The sequence below is a fragment of the Coriobacteriaceae bacterium genome, from assembly GCA_025992705.1.
GTDB lineage: Bacteria > Actinomycetota > Coriobacteriia > Coriobacteriales > QAMH01 > QAMH01.
Genome location: DAJPGJ010000001.1, coordinates 1,140,579 through 1,154,611 on the forward strand (window position 1 = coordinate 1,140,579; position 14,033 = coordinate 1,154,611).

The 14,033-nt window shown below is 58.7% G+C and carries 17 protein-coding genes; all 17 read left to right on the forward strand.

Features of this window, described 5'->3' with window-relative positions; all coding sequences use genetic code 11:
• The first annotated feature begins 2 nt into the window (after positions 1-2).
• Positions 3-914: a dihydroorotate dehydrogenase gene (locus tag OIM11_05155; GenBank protein HJJ00517.1), complete on the forward strand. Its 912-nt coding sequence runs from the start codon at positions 3-5 to the stop codon at positions 912-914.
• A 5-nt stretch (positions 915-919) separates the two neighbouring features.
• A complete protein-coding gene (gene pyrF / locus OIM11_05160; protein ID HJJ00518.1) occupies positions 920-1,648 on the forward strand; it encodes an orotidine-5'-phosphate decarboxylase in 729 nt (242 codons plus the stop codon).
• A 14-nt stretch (positions 1,649-1,662) separates the two neighbouring features.
• On the forward strand, positions 1,663-2,214 hold the full coding sequence (gmk, locus tag OIM11_05165) for a guanylate kinase (GenBank protein ID HJJ00519.1): 552 nt from the start codon (positions 1,663-1,665) through the stop codon (positions 2,212-2,214).
• A 43-nt stretch (positions 2,215-2,257) separates the two neighbouring features.
• A complete protein-coding gene (locus OIM11_05170; GenBank protein ID HJJ00520.1) occupies positions 2,258-2,518 on the forward strand; it encodes a DNA-directed RNA polymerase subunit omega in 261 nt (86 codons plus the stop codon).
• Between the two features lie 9 nt (positions 2,519-2,527).
• Positions 2,528-3,742, forward strand: coding sequence for a tRNA 4-thiouridine(8) synthase ThiI (thiI, locus tag OIM11_05175; protein HJJ00521.1), 1,215 nt, complete (start codon positions 2,528-2,530; stop codon positions 3,740-3,742).
• A complete protein-coding gene (locus OIM11_05180; GenBank protein HJJ00522.1) occupies positions 3,742-4,719 on the forward strand; it encodes a PhoH family protein in 978 nt (325 codons plus the stop codon). The genes thiI and OIM11_05180 overlap by 1 nt, the downstream gene beginning before the upstream one ends.
• A 1-nt stretch (position 4,720) precedes the next feature.
• Positions 4,721-5,176: an rRNA maturation RNase YbeY gene (gene ybeY, locus OIM11_05185; GenBank protein ID HJJ00523.1), complete on the forward strand. Its 456-nt coding sequence runs from the start codon at positions 4,721-4,723 to the stop codon at positions 5,174-5,176.
• A complete protein-coding gene (locus OIM11_05190) occupies positions 5,176-5,541 on the forward strand; it encodes a diacylglycerol kinase family protein (GenBank protein ID HJJ00524.1) in 366 nt (121 codons plus the stop codon). The genes ybeY and OIM11_05190 overlap by 1 nt, the downstream gene beginning before the upstream one ends.
• A 12-nt stretch (positions 5,542-5,553) precedes the next feature.
• On the forward strand, positions 5,554-6,519 hold the full coding sequence (gene era / locus OIM11_05195; protein ID HJJ00525.1) for a GTPase Era: 966 nt from the start codon (positions 5,554-5,556) through the stop codon (positions 6,517-6,519).
• Positions 6,503-7,255 (forward strand): DNA repair protein RecO, encoded by a 753-nt coding sequence (gene recO, locus OIM11_05200; GenBank protein ID HJJ00526.1) that lies wholly within the window; start codon positions 6,503-6,505, stop codon positions 7,253-7,255. Before era ends, recO begins: the two co-directional genes overlap by 17 nt.
• 217 nt (positions 7,256-7,472) lie before the next feature.
• Positions 7,473-8,318, forward strand: coding sequence for a transporter substrate-binding domain-containing protein (locus tag OIM11_05205; GenBank protein ID HJJ00527.1), 846 nt, complete (start codon positions 7,473-7,475; stop codon positions 8,316-8,318).
• Between the two features lie 99 nt (positions 8,319-8,417).
• Positions 8,418-9,068, forward strand: a complete 651-nt coding sequence (locus OIM11_05210; GenBank protein HJJ00528.1) for an amino acid ABC transporter permease — start codon at positions 8,418-8,420, stop codon at positions 9,066-9,068.
• A 31-nt stretch (positions 9,069-9,099) separates the two neighbouring features.
• Positions 9,100-9,855, forward strand: a complete 756-nt coding sequence (locus OIM11_05215) for an amino acid ABC transporter ATP-binding protein (GenBank protein ID HJJ00529.1) — start codon at positions 9,100-9,102, stop codon at positions 9,853-9,855.
• Between the two features lie 99 nt (positions 9,856-9,954).
• Positions 9,955-10,779: an ABC transporter substrate-binding protein gene (locus tag OIM11_05220; protein ID HJJ00530.1), complete on the forward strand. Its 825-nt coding sequence runs from the start codon at positions 9,955-9,957 to the stop codon at positions 10,777-10,779.
• Between the two features lie 105 nt (positions 10,780-10,884).
• Positions 10,885-12,381 (forward strand): amino acid ABC transporter permease, encoded by a 1,497-nt coding sequence (locus OIM11_05225; protein HJJ00531.1) that lies wholly within the window; start codon positions 10,885-10,887, stop codon positions 12,379-12,381.
• 14 nt (positions 12,382-12,395) lie between these two features.
• Entirely contained in the window at positions 12,396-13,118 is a 723-nt protein-coding gene (locus tag OIM11_05230; protein ID HJJ00532.1) for an amino acid ABC transporter ATP-binding protein, read from the forward strand.
• A complete protein-coding gene (locus OIM11_05235) occupies positions 13,118-13,990 on the forward strand; it encodes a DMT family transporter (protein HJJ00533.1) in 873 nt (290 codons plus the stop codon). Before OIM11_05230 ends, OIM11_05235 begins: the two co-directional genes overlap by 1 nt.
• The last annotated feature ends 43 nt before the right edge of the window (positions 13,991-14,033 follow it).

The window sequence follows — 14,033 nt, forward strand, 5'->3', positions numbered from 1 at the left end:
GCATGCCCGATATGCATGTCGACGTCGGCGGCTTGTCGATGAAAAATCCCGTGACGGTTGCCTCGGGGACTTTCGGTCATGGCGAGGAGTTCGCCGATTTCCTCGACGTTTCGCGGTTGGGTGCCGTTACGACGAAAGGTGTCTCACCCAGGCCCTGGGACGGCAACGCAACGCCGCGCATTGCCGAGGTGCCATGCGGCATGCTCAATTCCATCGGTCTGCAAAACCCCGGTGTCGAGGAGTTTTGCGCAAGTCAGCTGTCGTGGCTTGCGACGCAGGACACGGCTGTCATCGTGAACGTTTCGGGCCATACGCTCGACGAGTACGTACAGGTCATAGAGCGTCTCGAGGACGAGCCGGGCGTCGATGCCTACGAGGTGAACATTTCGTGCCCCAACGTGGATGCTGGTGGCATGACCTTCGGCACCGACCCGGAACAGGCCGCGCAGGTGACCGCAGCCGTGCGTCAGTGCACGAAGCGCCCCCTTATCGTGAAGCTCACCCCCAACGTCACCGATATCACCGTCATCGCCAAGGCCGTCGAGTCGGCCGGTGCCGATGCGGTGAGTCTCATCAACACCCTGCTTGGCATGGCGATTGATGCCAAGCGCCGCAAACCCAAGCTGGCACGTGTCGTAGGTGGTCTGTCTGGCCCCGCTATCAAGCCCGTTGCGTTACGCATGGTATGGGAGACGTACAACGCCGTCGACATCCCCATCATCGGCATGGGCGGTATCTCGTCTGGTGAAGATGCGATTGAGTTCGTGCTCGCCGGTGCGACGGCGGTGGCTGTGGGTGCGGCGAACTTCGTCAATCCGCTTGCAAGCGTGCACGTGCTCGACGGAATGATTGCATATTGCGAGGAAAATGGCGTTTCACGAATAAGCGAGCTCATTGGAGCATTGGAGGTATAGCGCATATGGAATGGAAGAGCGAAGCTGCCAAAGACCGCATCATCGTCGCGCTCGACTGCTCGGGTGATGAGGCCGTCGTGCTCGGCGAGAAGCTCGCGGGGCATGCCCGGTGGGTGAAGATCGGCATGACCTTGTATTACGCAGTCGGCCCCTCCATCGTGAACACGATGCACAAGCTCGGCTTCAAGGTCTTTCTCGACCTCAAGCTGCATGATATTCCCCACCAGGTCTATGGTGCTGCCAGTTCCATCGCACAAGCTGGTGCAGACCTCTTCACCGTGCACGCGAGTGGCGGCGAGCTCATGCTCGAGTCTGCCGAGCGCGGCGCACGCAAGGGCGCTGCCGATGCCGGCCATGAGGACAACGTCCCGGCGGTCTGTGCGATTACGGTGCTCACGAGCATGGACGCCGATCAGCTCGCCTCCGTCGGCATCGACGTGTCGCCTGCCGAGCAGGTCGAGCGTCTCGCCACGCTTGCGTCCGAGGCGGGGCTTGACGGCATCGTGTGCTCTCCCATGGAGGCAAATCAGATGAGGGAGCTCCTCGGTCCCGATGCCATTATCATCACGCCGGGCGTCAGGCCCAAGGGCGCTGCGTTGGGCGATCAGAGCCGAGTTGCCACACCCGCCGAGGCTTTTGCGGCAGGTGCCTCGCACCTTGTCATCGGTCGTCCCATCACGCGTGCGGCAGACCCCGTCGCCGCGTTCGAAGAGATTGCCGCCGAGCTCGACTAGAGACGGATGAATCTATGGATCAAGGAACGCTCTATGTCATATCGGGCCCTTCGGGAGCGGGCAAGGGGACGCTCGTCTCCGCACTGCTGAAAGAGTGCCCTCACATCGTGTTGTCGGTTTCCGCCACGACGCGTCAGCCCCGCGAGGGCGAGATTGACGGCGTGCATTATCATTTTCTCACCATCGAGGAGTTCGAGAACACTATCGAAGAGGACGGCTTCATCGAGTGGGCCAAGGTGCATTCCAACTATTACGGCACGCCGCTCGCACCCATTGAGGAGCATCTTGCGAAGGGGGATACCGTGCTGCTCGAGATTGACGTCCAAGGCGCCTTCCAGGTGCTCGATAAGATCCCGCAGGCCAAGCTCATTTTCATCGCTCCTCCGTCAATCGAGGAACTCGAGCGCAGACTGCGTGGCCGCGGGACCGAATCCGAGGAGGTCATCGCCCAGCGTCTTGCCAATGCGGCTGGCGAGATGGAGGCTGCGGATAGGTACGATTACGTCATCGTCAACGACGATGTGCAGGGGGCTACCAAAGAGCTCGCGCGCGTGTTAGAATGCTAGGTCGATTCAAAAACAACTCGTTCATTTGAGGAGCTTACCGCATATGTCTATTGTCGAACCACGTATTGACACCCTTCTCGATAAGACCCACGAAGACAAGTACCTGCTTTGCGCTATCGCTTCCAAGCGTGCGCGTGATATCAACGACATGATGCGTGGCCAGCGCGATCGTGCCGTCGCCCTGCAGTCTGTCAGCGAAATCGCCGAGTTCGCGGGTCGTAAGCCGCTATCTCTTGCCATGGAGGAGATTGCCCGTGGTGAGGTCTCCTACGACAAAACGGCCTTCATGAACGACAAGAGCTAGGAGGAGCGCTTGTTCGAGCGTATCTGCCTCGTTCATTATCACGAGGTCGGCCTCAAGGGTCGCAATCGTGCCTCTTTCGAGCACCGTCTCCTCAGCAACATGGAGGCGGCGCTCGTTGCTTTTGACACCAAGGAGATATGCCGTATCTCCGGGCATCTTCTCGTCGTGTTCGAAAATGCGGACGATATTGAACCAGCTGCCCGGATTCTGCTGCAGGTTCCCGGCGTCGCACGCGTGTCACGTGGCTGGCGCTGCGCACGCGACCCCGAGGAATATAACCTTTGCGCCGAGCTCGCGATGATGGATTGCGGTGAGTTCGAGTCTTTCAAGGTCGTCGCGCGCCGCTCAAACACCGATTATCCCATCGACTCCATGCAGCTCAACCAACTCGTTGGGGCGCATCTATGCGCTTTTGCCCCCGACAAGAAGGTCAAGATGAAGGACCCGGACGTCAAGGTTCACGTCGAGATCATCCAGGGCAGCGCCTATGTCTTCTCGCGTAGCGATCGTGGCATTGGCGGCTTGCCCGTGGGAACGGCCGGCAAGGTCGTGAGTCTCATGTCCGGTGGTATCGATAGTCCCGTTGCCACCTGGAAGCTCATGAAGCGTGGCGCCGTCGTCGTGGGCGTCCACTTCTCGGGTGCCCCCGTGACCGATGACGCGAGCGAGTACATCGTTGATGACCTTGCGCATGCGCTTGCGCCGGCGGGTGGTATCGGCCGCATCTACACGATTCCCTTCGGTAACTACCAAAAGGCTATCGCAAGCGAATGTCCACCCAACTTGCGCATCGTACTCTACCGACGCCTCATGTTCCGTATCGCACAGGGTATCGCGCGCATTGAAAACGCGAAGGCGCTTGTCACCGGCGAGTCACTCGGTCAGGTTGCGAGCCAGACTCTCGAGAACATAGCCGCCGTCAATGCCGTTGTCGATATTCCGGTGCTGCGTCCACTCATCGGAAGCGACAAGCTCGAGATCATCGACGTCGCCAAGCAGCTCGGCACCTTCGAGATCTCCTCGCGTCCGGCCGATGACTGCTGCACGCTGTTCATGCCTCGCTCGCCCGAGACGCATGCGCGCATCAAGGATTGCGAGGCGGCCGAGGCCCTCGTGCCGATAGACGCATGGATCGACGAGATTCTCGATAATCTCGAGTACCGCGACTATCCCTGCCCATCGTACAAAGCGCCGCGTAAGATGCGGCGAGAGGGGAGTGACTGATGCATTCGAGCCAAGTTACGCTTCCCCTGCCCGACGGCATTGACCTTGCCCTCTTCTGTGGTCCCCAGGATGCCAATCTGCGTGCCATCGAAGATCTCTTCGATGCGACCATCGCGTTGCGCTCCGATAGCATCGTCATGACGGGTGATGCCCTCGAGGTACCACTCATCTCGGCGCTTGTCTCCGACCTTTTTGATATGGTCCAGGCTAACAAGGCGCCGACGGTCGAGGACATCCGTCGCGCCGTCGAGGTGCTGCGCAATTCCGATTACTCCCCGAGCTCCCTGCGTGAGGACATTCTGCTTACCTACCGCGGGCGCGCGATTCGCCCCAAGACGAGTGGTCAGAAGCGCTACTGCGATGCCATACGCGACAGCACCGTCACCTTTGCCATCGGTCCGGCTGGCACGGGTAAGACCTACCTCGCCATGGCAATGGCCATCGCCGCACTCAAGCGCAAGGAGATCGGTCGCATCATCCTTACGCGTCCCGTTGTCGAGGCGGGCGAGAACCTCGGTTTCTTGCCGGGTACGCTCGACGAGAAGGTCGATCCTTACGTACGCCCGCTCTATGACGCGCTCTTCGATCTGACCGACATGGAGAAGGGCAACCAGCTCATCTCGCAGGGTGTCATCGAGATCGCCCCCCTTGCCTTCATGCGCGGACGTACCTTCAATGACGCCTTTCTCATTCTCGATGAGGCGCAGAACACCACACCCGAGCAGCTCAAGATGTTCCTCACCCGTCTGGGCTTCGGCTCCAGGATGATCGTCACGGGTGACATCACGCAAGTCGACTTGCCGGGTGGTGTCTCGGGTCTGCACGGCGTGCGCGACATCCTCAGTGATATCGATGAGATTTCCTTTATCGACTTGACCGGTGCAGATGTCGTGCGCCATAGCCTCGTTGCGCGTATCGTGCATGCGTATGACGAAGCAGCTCGCGGCGCGCGTAACGATTCCGGGAGGTCGAAGTAGCATGCTCGTGAACATAGACAGCCGTGGCGGTGCACTAACCTGGGATGACGCGGCTATCGAGAGGCTCGCGTGCTTCGCGCTCGAGTACATGGATGCTCCCGATGCCTGTGAGGTTTCGATTAGCTTAGTTGATGCTGATGAGATTCACGAGCTCAATCGCACGTACCGAGGCATTGACAAGCCCACCGATGTCCTTTCTTTCGAGTGCGATGACCCATGGGATACATACGAGCCGGGTACCCCCATCGAAATCGGTGATGTCGTCATCGCCCTGGATGTCGTTGATGGACAGCGTGCCCAATTTGGCACGAGTCTTGAGCAGGAGGCGTCGCTCATGCTCGTGCACTCGTTGCTGCATCTCCTCGGCTACGATCACATCGACGAGACCGAGGCGCTCGAGATGGAGGCGCTCGAGAAGGAGATTCTCGACGCCTATGGTCTGACGGGGATACGCTGATGAAGAACCAGTCACAAGCCAAGAGCTTCGCCGTTGCGTTCGTGGGTATTGGCAGGGCCTTCATGAGCGAAGTTCACATGAAGGTGCATCTCGTCTTCGCGCTCATGGCACTCATCGCCTGCTGGGTCTTGCAGGTCGAACCTTGGGGCTGGTGTGCCGTCATCGTTTGCATTGGGATGGTCGTATCCGCCGAGGTGCTCAACACGGCAATGGAAGCGTTGTGTGACAAGGTGAGCCCCGATTACGATCACCTTATCGAGATAGCCAAGGACGCGGCCGCAGGCGCCGTGCTCGTACTCGCGATTACCTCGGTTGTCGTCGGCCTCATCGTCTTCATCCCGGCGCTCATGAAATTCATTGCGTAATAAGGAGAGACCATGTCCGACCTGGATGAGATGCTCAAAGCCGCAGGCATTGCCGATGATGCGTATGCGGCAGTCAATCCCGAGACCTTTCGCAGCGGCTTCGTGACGCTCGTCGGTCGGCCCAATGCGGGCAAGTCAACATTGCTCAACCATATCATGGGCACCAAACTCGCCATCACATCGCGTACGCCCCAGACCACGCGTCACCGCTTCCGCGCAGTATACGATACCGATGACATGCAGATGGTCATCGTCGACACGCCGGGCATCCACAAACCGAAGGACGCCTTGGGTGCCGAGCTCAATGAGTCAGCCCTGCAGGCGCTGGCGGATGTCGATATCGTCGCCTTCCTCATCGACGCATCGCAGCCTGTTGGCACGGGGGATGAGTGGATTGCCAACCACATAAACGAGCTTTCGTGCCACAAGATCCTTGTTATCTCCAAAGCCGACCTCGTCAAGAAACCCGTCATCGCTGAGCGCCTTGAGCAGGCACGTGGCCTGTGCGACTTTGATGCCGAGGTCGTCGTTTCCGCCAAGCACAACCGTGGTCTCGACGACTTCATTGACGCCGTCTACGATCTGCTTCCGGCAGGTCCACGCTGGTTTCCCAAGGATACGGGTGTCGATCTTTCTGACGAAGTGCTCATTGCCGAGTTCATTCGCGAGAAGATCCTGCGTTCGACCTTCGATGAGGTTCCCCATTCGGTCGGTGTCGTTGTCGAGGACATCGAGCGCATCGAGGACCGGAGCCTCATGCGCATCTGGGCGGTCATATATGTCGAGCGCGATAGCCAGAAGGGCATCATCATCGGTGCCAAGGGCAGCAAGATCAAGCAAATTGGCATGCAGGCGCGTGAGGATCTCGAGCGCATCTTTGGCTGCCAGGTGCATCTCGACCTCACGGTGAAGGTCAAGAAGGACTGGCGTCAGAACGCCGCGCAGGTCAGGAAATTTGGCTATGGCGAAGGCCTATAACGAGCGCTGCATCGTCCTCAAGCACACGAAGCTTGGAGAGACCGACGTCATCGTCACCATGCTCGGCGGGGACGGACGTCAGATACGAGCCGTTGCCAAGGGGCTGCGCAAACCCGGCAACCGCATTGGGGCGCGCCTCGAGTTGTTTGCCGAGGCAGATTTGCTCTTGCATGAGGGGAAGTCCCTCGACATCGTGCGCGAGGTCAAGACGATTGCCACGAACGCGTCGATACGCGAGGAGCTTGAGCGCACGGCAGCCGCAAGCGTCGAGACGGAGTTCCTCGAGAAGCTCGGACGCGACGGCGTTGTCCTGGGCGAGCGCATGTACGAGATGAGCGCGGCGTCGATGCGCACCATAGCTGAACTACCGGCACGTAAGGCGGCATTCATAGCAGCGGCCTTTCTCTTCAAGGCGATGGCCATGCAGGGATTTGCACCTGCAACGCGCGAATGCGCACTCTGCGGCACACCCATCGAGCAGGTGAAAGCCTTCGACGTGAGCTATGGTGGCGCACTCTGCGATGATTGCCTTGGGCGACTCGGGATCTGCACGACCATCGACTCGCGGGCTGCGGCTTGGATCGAGGCTTTGCTGTTCTCGACCTTCGCCCAGATTGCCGATATCGAATCCTATCCCGAAATCGAATTGCTCGATCTTGCCCACATGTGGGTCTGCGAGCATGCGGGTTTCGAGCTCAAGAGCATTGCCTTTCTCAAGACGCTGCTGATGGGATGAGACGCATTCGCCACAATCGGCCAATTCCGTCACCTGCGTTTCCCCGAGCGATCGGCCCCGCGTAAGCGTCTCAAGGAACCTGACTTCTCCCTGGCGCAACGTGCCGTTCGCTGCGATTTAGGCGTCCCTGCGAATTCGTGGTGTACGTGCATCCCTTTTAGGCTACAATGCCACGGTACGAAACTTTACTACGCTAGAGTGATGTAGGGAGAGAAAGATGAAGAAGAAACTCGTATCGATTGCGCTTGCATGCTGCATGCTCTGCTTTGGCGCCCTTGCCCTGACGGCATGCGGTGGTAGTGCTGCATCTTCGAGCAGCGCGGCTGGAAATAACGCACCTGAGGACAACGTCTTTATTGTCGGTTTCGATCAGAGCTATCCGCCGTACGGCTTCAAGGACACCACGACGGGCGAGTTCACTGGTCTCGATCTCGATCTTGCCAAGGAGGTTTGCGATCGTAACGGCTGGACCTTCCAGGCCGAGCCGATTGACTGGGATGCCAAGGACGCGCTCATCAACCAGGGCAACATTACCTGCATCTGGAACGGTTTCACCTACGAAGGCCGTGAGAACGATTACTCCTTCACCGACATGTACATGATCAATGGCCAGGTCATCGTCGTTAAGGCTGACAGCGGTATCAACTCGCTGGCCGATCTTGCCGGCAAGACCGTCATGACGCAGGTCGATTCTGCTGCTCTCGAGGTACTCGATGGTGACGAGAAGAGCCTGCAGGATACCTTCGCTGGTGGCAAGGTCGAGACGATCGGCGATTACAATAACGCCTTCATGCAGCTTGAGAGCGGTATGGTCGATGCCGTTGCCTGCGATCTGTCCATTGCGCAGTATCAGATGGCCGCCAAGCCGGGCGTGTTTAAGATGCTTGACGAGCAGCTCTCCAGCGAGCATTACGCCGTTGCCTTCAAGAAGGGCAACGATGGTCTCGCCGATCAGGTTACCATGACGCTCAAGGAGATGGACGCCGACGGTACGGTCAAGGAGATTTGCGAGAAGTACTCTGCTGACGGCATCAGCTACGAGAACTGGTGCCTGGGCAAGTAAGCTCGCTTCATATCCTGGAATCTGCGGGGCGGTCGTCTTGAGGCCGCCCCGTCGTACGCTGTAGACGAGGTGATGCGTGTGGATCCTGCATTTATGCAGATGATGTCCGTGGTCCTGCCCGATCTTGGGGCGGGTTTTGTATTGTCGCTCGAGATATTCGTCGTGACGCTTGTCGGAGCGCTACCGCTTGGCATCGTCATTGCCCTTGCCCGCATGAGCAAGTTCAAGCCGCTTTCACTCGTGGCTCGTGTCTACATCTCGTTCATGCGCGGAACGCCCCTCATGCTCCAGCTCATGGCCCTCATGTTCGGCCCGTATTACCTCTTTGGCATTAACATGGGCTCGGGCTGGAAGTTCGGGGCCTGCGCAATTGGCTTCATTCTCAACTACGCGGCCTATTTTGCCGAGATCTATCGCAGCGGTATTCAGTCCATTCCCGTCGGTCATTACGAAGCGGCCGAAGTACTCGGCTACTCGCGTGCACAGACATTCTTCTACATCGTCTTGCCGCAGGTCATCAAGCGCATATTGCCGGCGATGGGTAACGAGATCATCACGCTGGTCAAGGACACTTCACTTGCCTTCGTGCTCGGAATCGCAGAGATGTTCACCGAGGCAAAGGCGCTTGCCGCGTCCTTCGTGTCCATGATTCCCTACGTCATCGCCGCGATCATCTACTGGGTCTTCACGCTCGTCGTCGAGTTCATATTGAACAAGGCCGAGAAGAAGCTCGCGTACTACCATGACTAGGGGAGAGGAGATAGCACCCATGTCCAAGGAGATTCTCTCCCTCAAGAACGTCGAGAAGAGCTTTGGCGACACGATGGTTCTCAAGGACATTAGCCTCGAGGTCACGCAGGGCGAGGTCGTGAGCATCATCGGGTCGTCCGGCGGTGGCAAATCGACACTGTTGCGTTGCGCGACGCTGCTCGAGACCTTCGAGCGTGGTTACCTGGCATACGAGGATATCGTCGTGGCCAAGCCCGGGCCCGATGGTCGCGCTGTCTACGCAGACAAGGCCACGCTCAAGGAGGCGCGTTCGAAGTTTGGGCTCGTGTTCCAAAACTTCAATCTCTTTCCGCATCGCACCGTGCTGCAAAACGTCATGGACGCACCCGTGCGCGTGCAGAAGGTCGACAAGGAACAGGCACGCACCATGGCGATCGAGCTTCTCGAAAAGTTTGGCTTGGCTGGCAAGGAGGACATGGTGCCCAATGAGCTTTCGGGCGGTCAGCTCCAGCGTGTCGCCATTGCCCGCGCGTTGTGCACGAAACCTGACATTCTCTTCTTTGACGAACCCACGAGCGCACTTGACCCCGAGCTCACGCAGGACGTACTCAAGATCATCCGCGACCTCGCCGAGGAGCACATGACCATGGTCATCGTCACGCACGAGATGACCTTCGCACGTGACGTCTCGGATCGCGTCATCTTTATGGACAAGGGCGTGATCGTCGAAGAGGGTTCGCCCGAACAGGTCATTGACCATCCGCAACACGAGCGCACGAAGAGTTTCCTGCGGAAGATTTACGACTAATACGCACGTGTGCAATTGCCGCGAGGCAAGTTGCTATGGTACGGTTGCACGGTTTGAAAATGAGCGTTGTTTTGTTGGTTAGAGTAGTAAGGGAGAGAGATGTTTAAGGGAAAGTTATCTAAGGTTCTCGTGCTTGGCGTTGCTTGCGTTGCCGTTGTGGGCATGCTTGCGCTGAGCGCATGCGGCGGCGGCTCTCAGTCGAGCTCCGCAAGCTCCAGCTCCGCTGTCTCAGACGAGTACAAGCTCGTCACCCCTGGCACCCTCACGGTTGCCACGAGCCCTGATTATGCTCCGATGGAGTATCAGGAGAACGGCGAGATCAAGGGCTATGACATCGCCCTTATCAAGGAGATCGCCAAACAGCTCGGCCTCACCGCCGACGTTCAGAACCAGGCCTTCGATTCGCTTGTAACCCAGGTTGCCGGTGGCAAGACCTTCGATTGCGCGATTAGCTCCATCACCATCAGCGACGAGCGTGCCGAGCAGGTTGCCTTCACTGATGCATACTATGATTCCAACCTCGCGATTGTGGTCCTCAAGGGTTCTGACATCACGAGCCGCGACATGCTCAACGGCCAGCCCATCGGTGCTCAGTCCGGTTCTTCGGGCGAGGATTGGGCCAAGGAGAACCTGAAGGACTCCGACTACACGCCGTTCCAGGAGACGCCGGACATGCTCGCTGCCCTGCGCACGGGCAAGCTCAAGGCCGTCATCTACGACGAGCCTGCTGCCGCATACAACATCGCGCATGAGTATGACGATTGTGACATCCTCGAGGTCATTCCGACGGGCGAGCAGTACGGCATCATCGTGAACACCGATAACGTCGCACTGGCCGAGGCTATCAACAACGCTATCGCCGAGCTGCAGGCCAACGGCACCATCGCCAGGCTTCAGACGGAGTGGTTCGGCGCGGCAAAGTAACCCGTTTTCGAACTGACCGATTTCTCTTCGGCATTAATAAGGCAAGGGCGTATAATTCGTCCTTGCCTTATTTGTTTTATGCATATTTATGGGAGATTCATTCATATGTCATCGTATCTAAAGCCCATGCTCAAGCATGCGCTCGTGACGGCACTTGCGCTTTCGCTCGTGCTGACCTTCGTCTCGCCGCTTCTCGCCGGCGCCATGTCCGTCGATGTGACCACGGCCAAGAGCAACGAGACAGGCACCGGCAAGGTACTTGGCGGTGAGCCGACGCGCGTCACCTGGGAAGCGCTCGTCGGTGATGGCGAGCAGGTCTCATCCGTGCGTGTCGAGCTTCCCGAGGGCTCCTCGATTACCGATGACTCGTCGGTCAAGTTGACGGTGCTCGAGGGCACGACGCGTCTGAGCCCCGAGAACACCACGACCATGAACAAGGGCGATGCCTCGATTGACGTGAGCTTCTCCGTGCCGCTGCAGCCAGGCCAGCGTCTGCGCCTCGAAATGTACAAGGTGTCGCTGCCCAACGTGAATGGCGAGGTCACGCTTTCCGGAACGTATACGCTGGAAAACGGTCAGACCCTCGATTTCGCGCCTTCGCCCGCCATCGAGGTCACGCACGCTTCGACGGCCGAGAAGATCTCCACCTGGCTCGGCGAGCAACCGGCTGTCCAAGCCTGGAACTCGGTCACCTTCTTGCGCCTCTTCTTCCAGCCCGAGCTCATCGTCTCCTCGATTCCCGTCGTGGCCGTCGGTTGGCTCATCTCCCTCGGCCTCGTGCTTGTGGGCTTTCCGCTGGCCATCCCCATTGGCCTCATCGCCGCGTTCATGAAGATAGCCCGCGCGCGCATTCTGCATATCCTTGCCGCCATCTATACCGGCGTCGTGCGCGGTACGCCGCTCTTCTTGCAGATCTACATCGCGTTCTTCGGCCTGCCGCTGCTTGGCATTGACATCAACCAGTACGTGCTTGCCATCGTGGTGCTCGCGGTTAACTCGGGCGCCTATCTCTGCGAGATATTCCGTGCGGGCATACAATCGGTACCTAAGGGCCAGTTCGAGGCGGCTCGCTCGCTTGGCATGACCGGCCCGCAGACGATGTTCTACGTCATCATTCCCCAGACCATCCGCCGGGTTATCCCGACCATGACAAGCGAATTCATCCTGCTCTACAAGGACACCTCGCTGCTTGCGGCCGTCGGCGTCATGGAGCTCATGCTCTACTCCCGCTCCATCGTATCGCTCACCGGCAACATGACGCCCTACATCGTCGCCGCGTGCTTCTATCTCATCGTCACCTTGCCGCTCATCCGCGTCGTCGGCAACCTCGAGAAGCGTCTCGCGCTTGCGGATTCAGGTGGCGCCGCTCCCAAGAAAAAGGCCCGCAAGAACCGTCGTGGCGCGTTTAGCCAGATGTGCGAGGAAATCGCCGACAGCACTGACGATGCACGTGACGAGCTTCAGGAGCAGACGCGCCTCGAAGCCGGTCTTACCGGTGACCTTTCGTCAAAGGACATGGAGCAGGCTATCGACGAGCTCCAAGAAGAGGTAGCTCGCGATGCTCAACTTGATTCCACCGAAGAGAGGGGAGGCGCGCGATGAGCGGACAGGATTCCATGATTTCGATCCAGCACCTCTCGAAGAGCTTCGGCGACAACGAGGTCTTGAAGGACGTCAATATCGAGGTCGCCAAGGGTGAGGTCGTTGTCGTGCTCGGTCCTTCGGGTTCTGGCAAGTCGACGATGCTGCGTTGCATCAACCTGCTCGAGAAACCCACGGGTGGTCACATCTTCATCGAGGGCAAGGAAATCACCGACCCGAAGACCGACGTGAACAAGCTCCGCGAGCACGTGGGCATGGTGTTTCAGCAGTTCAACCTCTTCCCGCAGCTCACGGCACTCAAAAACGTCATGCTCGCCCAACGCAAGGTGCTCAAGCGTTCTAAGGAGGAGGCAGAGCGCATCGCTCATTTCGAACTCGACCGTGTCGGGCTGGGCGATCGCGCCGATTACTTCCCCGCGCAGCTCTCCGGCGGCCAGCAACAGCGCGTCGCCATTGCGCGCGCCTTGGCGATGGAGCCCCACGTGATGCTCTTCGACGAGGCCACAAGCGCTCTTGACCCCGAGCTCGTACGTGGTGTTCTCGATGTCATGCGTTCCCTTGCAGAGGAGGGCATGACTATGGTCGTCGTCACGCACGAGATGCAGTTCGCCAAGGATGTGGCAGATCGCGTCATCTTCATGGAAGGTGGCGTCGTCGTCGAGGAGGGTACGCCCGACGAGGTCTTCAATCATCCCAAGCACGAGCGTACGAAGAACTTCCTCGGACATATTCAGTGATGCTCTACAAGTTTCTCATCGTCCTGGCTACCCTGATTTGGGGTAGCTCGTTCGTCATTGTCAAGGATACGACCGATACCGTCTCTCCGGCATGGATTCTCGTCGTGCGCTTTGGTCTGGCGGCGCTCATCCTTGCGTTGGTGTACCTCAAGAAGCGCGAACTCTATTTTCGTAAGGATTACATTGCCCTCGGAGCGCTCTTCGGCTTCCTGCTCTTCATGGGCTATTATCTGCAAACCATTGGCATCACGGATACGACACCGGGCAAGAACGCCTTTCTGACGGGAACGTACTGCGTCATGGTGCCGTTCTTTGCCTGGGGCATATCCAAGCGTCGTCCGCACGCCTTCAACATCGTCGCCGCGCTCATGTGCATCGTCGGCATCGGGCTCGTGAGCCTCGGCTCGGGCTTCTCGATGAGCTTCGGCGACCTGCTCACGCTCTGTTGCGCGGTCTTCTACGGCCTGCATATTTGCTTCGTCTCGAAGTTCTCGCAGAATCGTGACATCTACGTGCTGACGATGTGGCAGTTCTTCTTCGTCACGATCTTCTCGTTATGCTCCGGCGCCGTCTTCGAGCAGCCGCCGAATTGGGGCGCGCTTGGCTGGGAGACCTGGGCAAGCCTGCTCTACCTTGGCATTGCCTGCACGGCGCTGGCGCTGCTCTTCCAGAACATCGGTCAGCAGAAGCTCCCGCCTTCGACTGCATCGCTGCTTCTATCGCTCGAATCGCCCTTTGGCGTGGCGTTCAGCGTCGCCTTGGGTGCAGAGGTGCTGACGGGGCGCATGGTATGCGGTTTCGTGCTGATCTTCGCGGCTATCTTGGTCTCCGAGCTTGCTCCCGGCTTGCTTGCCAAGCGCAAACCGAAATGATTTTCTGCCAGCGCGTAGGGAAGTCGCCTCGCTCCGACGGTCG

Coding starts and splice junctions, on each gene's coding strand:
- OIM11_05155 (HJJ00517.1), top strand. CDS start 3: ATGCCCGATATGCATGTCGACGTCGGCGGCTTGTCGATGAAAAATCCC.
- pyrF (HJJ00518.1), top strand. CDS start 920: ATGGAATGGAAGAGCGAAGCTGCCAAAGACCGCATCATCGTCGCGCTC.
- gmk (HJJ00519.1), top strand. CDS start 1,663: ATGGATCAAGGAACGCTCTATGTCATATCGGGCCCTTCGGGAGCGGGC.
- OIM11_05170 (HJJ00520.1), top strand. CDS start 2,258: ATGTCTATTGTCGAACCACGTATTGACACCCTTCTCGATAAGACCCAC.
- OIM11_05180 (HJJ00522.1), top strand. CDS start 3,742: ATGCATTCGAGCCAAGTTACGCTTCCCCTGCCCGACGGCATTGACCTT.
- ybeY (HJJ00523.1), top strand. CDS start 4,721: ATGCTCGTGAACATAGACAGCCGTGGCGGTGCACTAACCTGGGATGAC.
- OIM11_05190 (HJJ00524.1), top strand. CDS start 5,176: ATGAAGAACCAGTCACAAGCCAAGAGCTTCGCCGTTGCGTTCGTGGGT.
- era (HJJ00525.1), top strand. CDS start 5,554: ATGTCCGACCTGGATGAGATGCTCAAAGCCGCAGGCATTGCCGATGAT.
- recO (HJJ00526.1), top strand. CDS start 6,503: ATGGCGAAGGCCTATAACGAGCGCTGCATCGTCCTCAAGCACACGAAG.
- OIM11_05205 (HJJ00527.1), top strand. CDS start 7,473: ATGAAGAAGAAACTCGTATCGATTGCGCTTGCATGCTGCATGCTCTGC.
- OIM11_05210 (HJJ00528.1), top strand. CDS start 8,418: ATGATGTCCGTGGTCCTGCCCGATCTTGGGGCGGGTTTTGTATTGTCG.
- OIM11_05220 (HJJ00530.1), top strand. CDS start 9,955: ATGTTTAAGGGAAAGTTATCTAAGGTTCTCGTGCTTGGCGTTGCTTGC.
- OIM11_05225 (HJJ00531.1), top strand. CDS start 10,885: ATGTCATCGTATCTAAAGCCCATGCTCAAGCATGCGCTCGTGACGGCA.
- OIM11_05230 (HJJ00532.1), top strand. CDS start 12,396: ATGATTTCGATCCAGCACCTCTCGAAGAGCTTCGGCGACAACGAGGTC.
- OIM11_05235 (HJJ00533.1), top strand. CDS start 13,118: ATGCTCTACAAGTTTCTCATCGTCCTGGCTACCCTGATTTGGGGTAGC.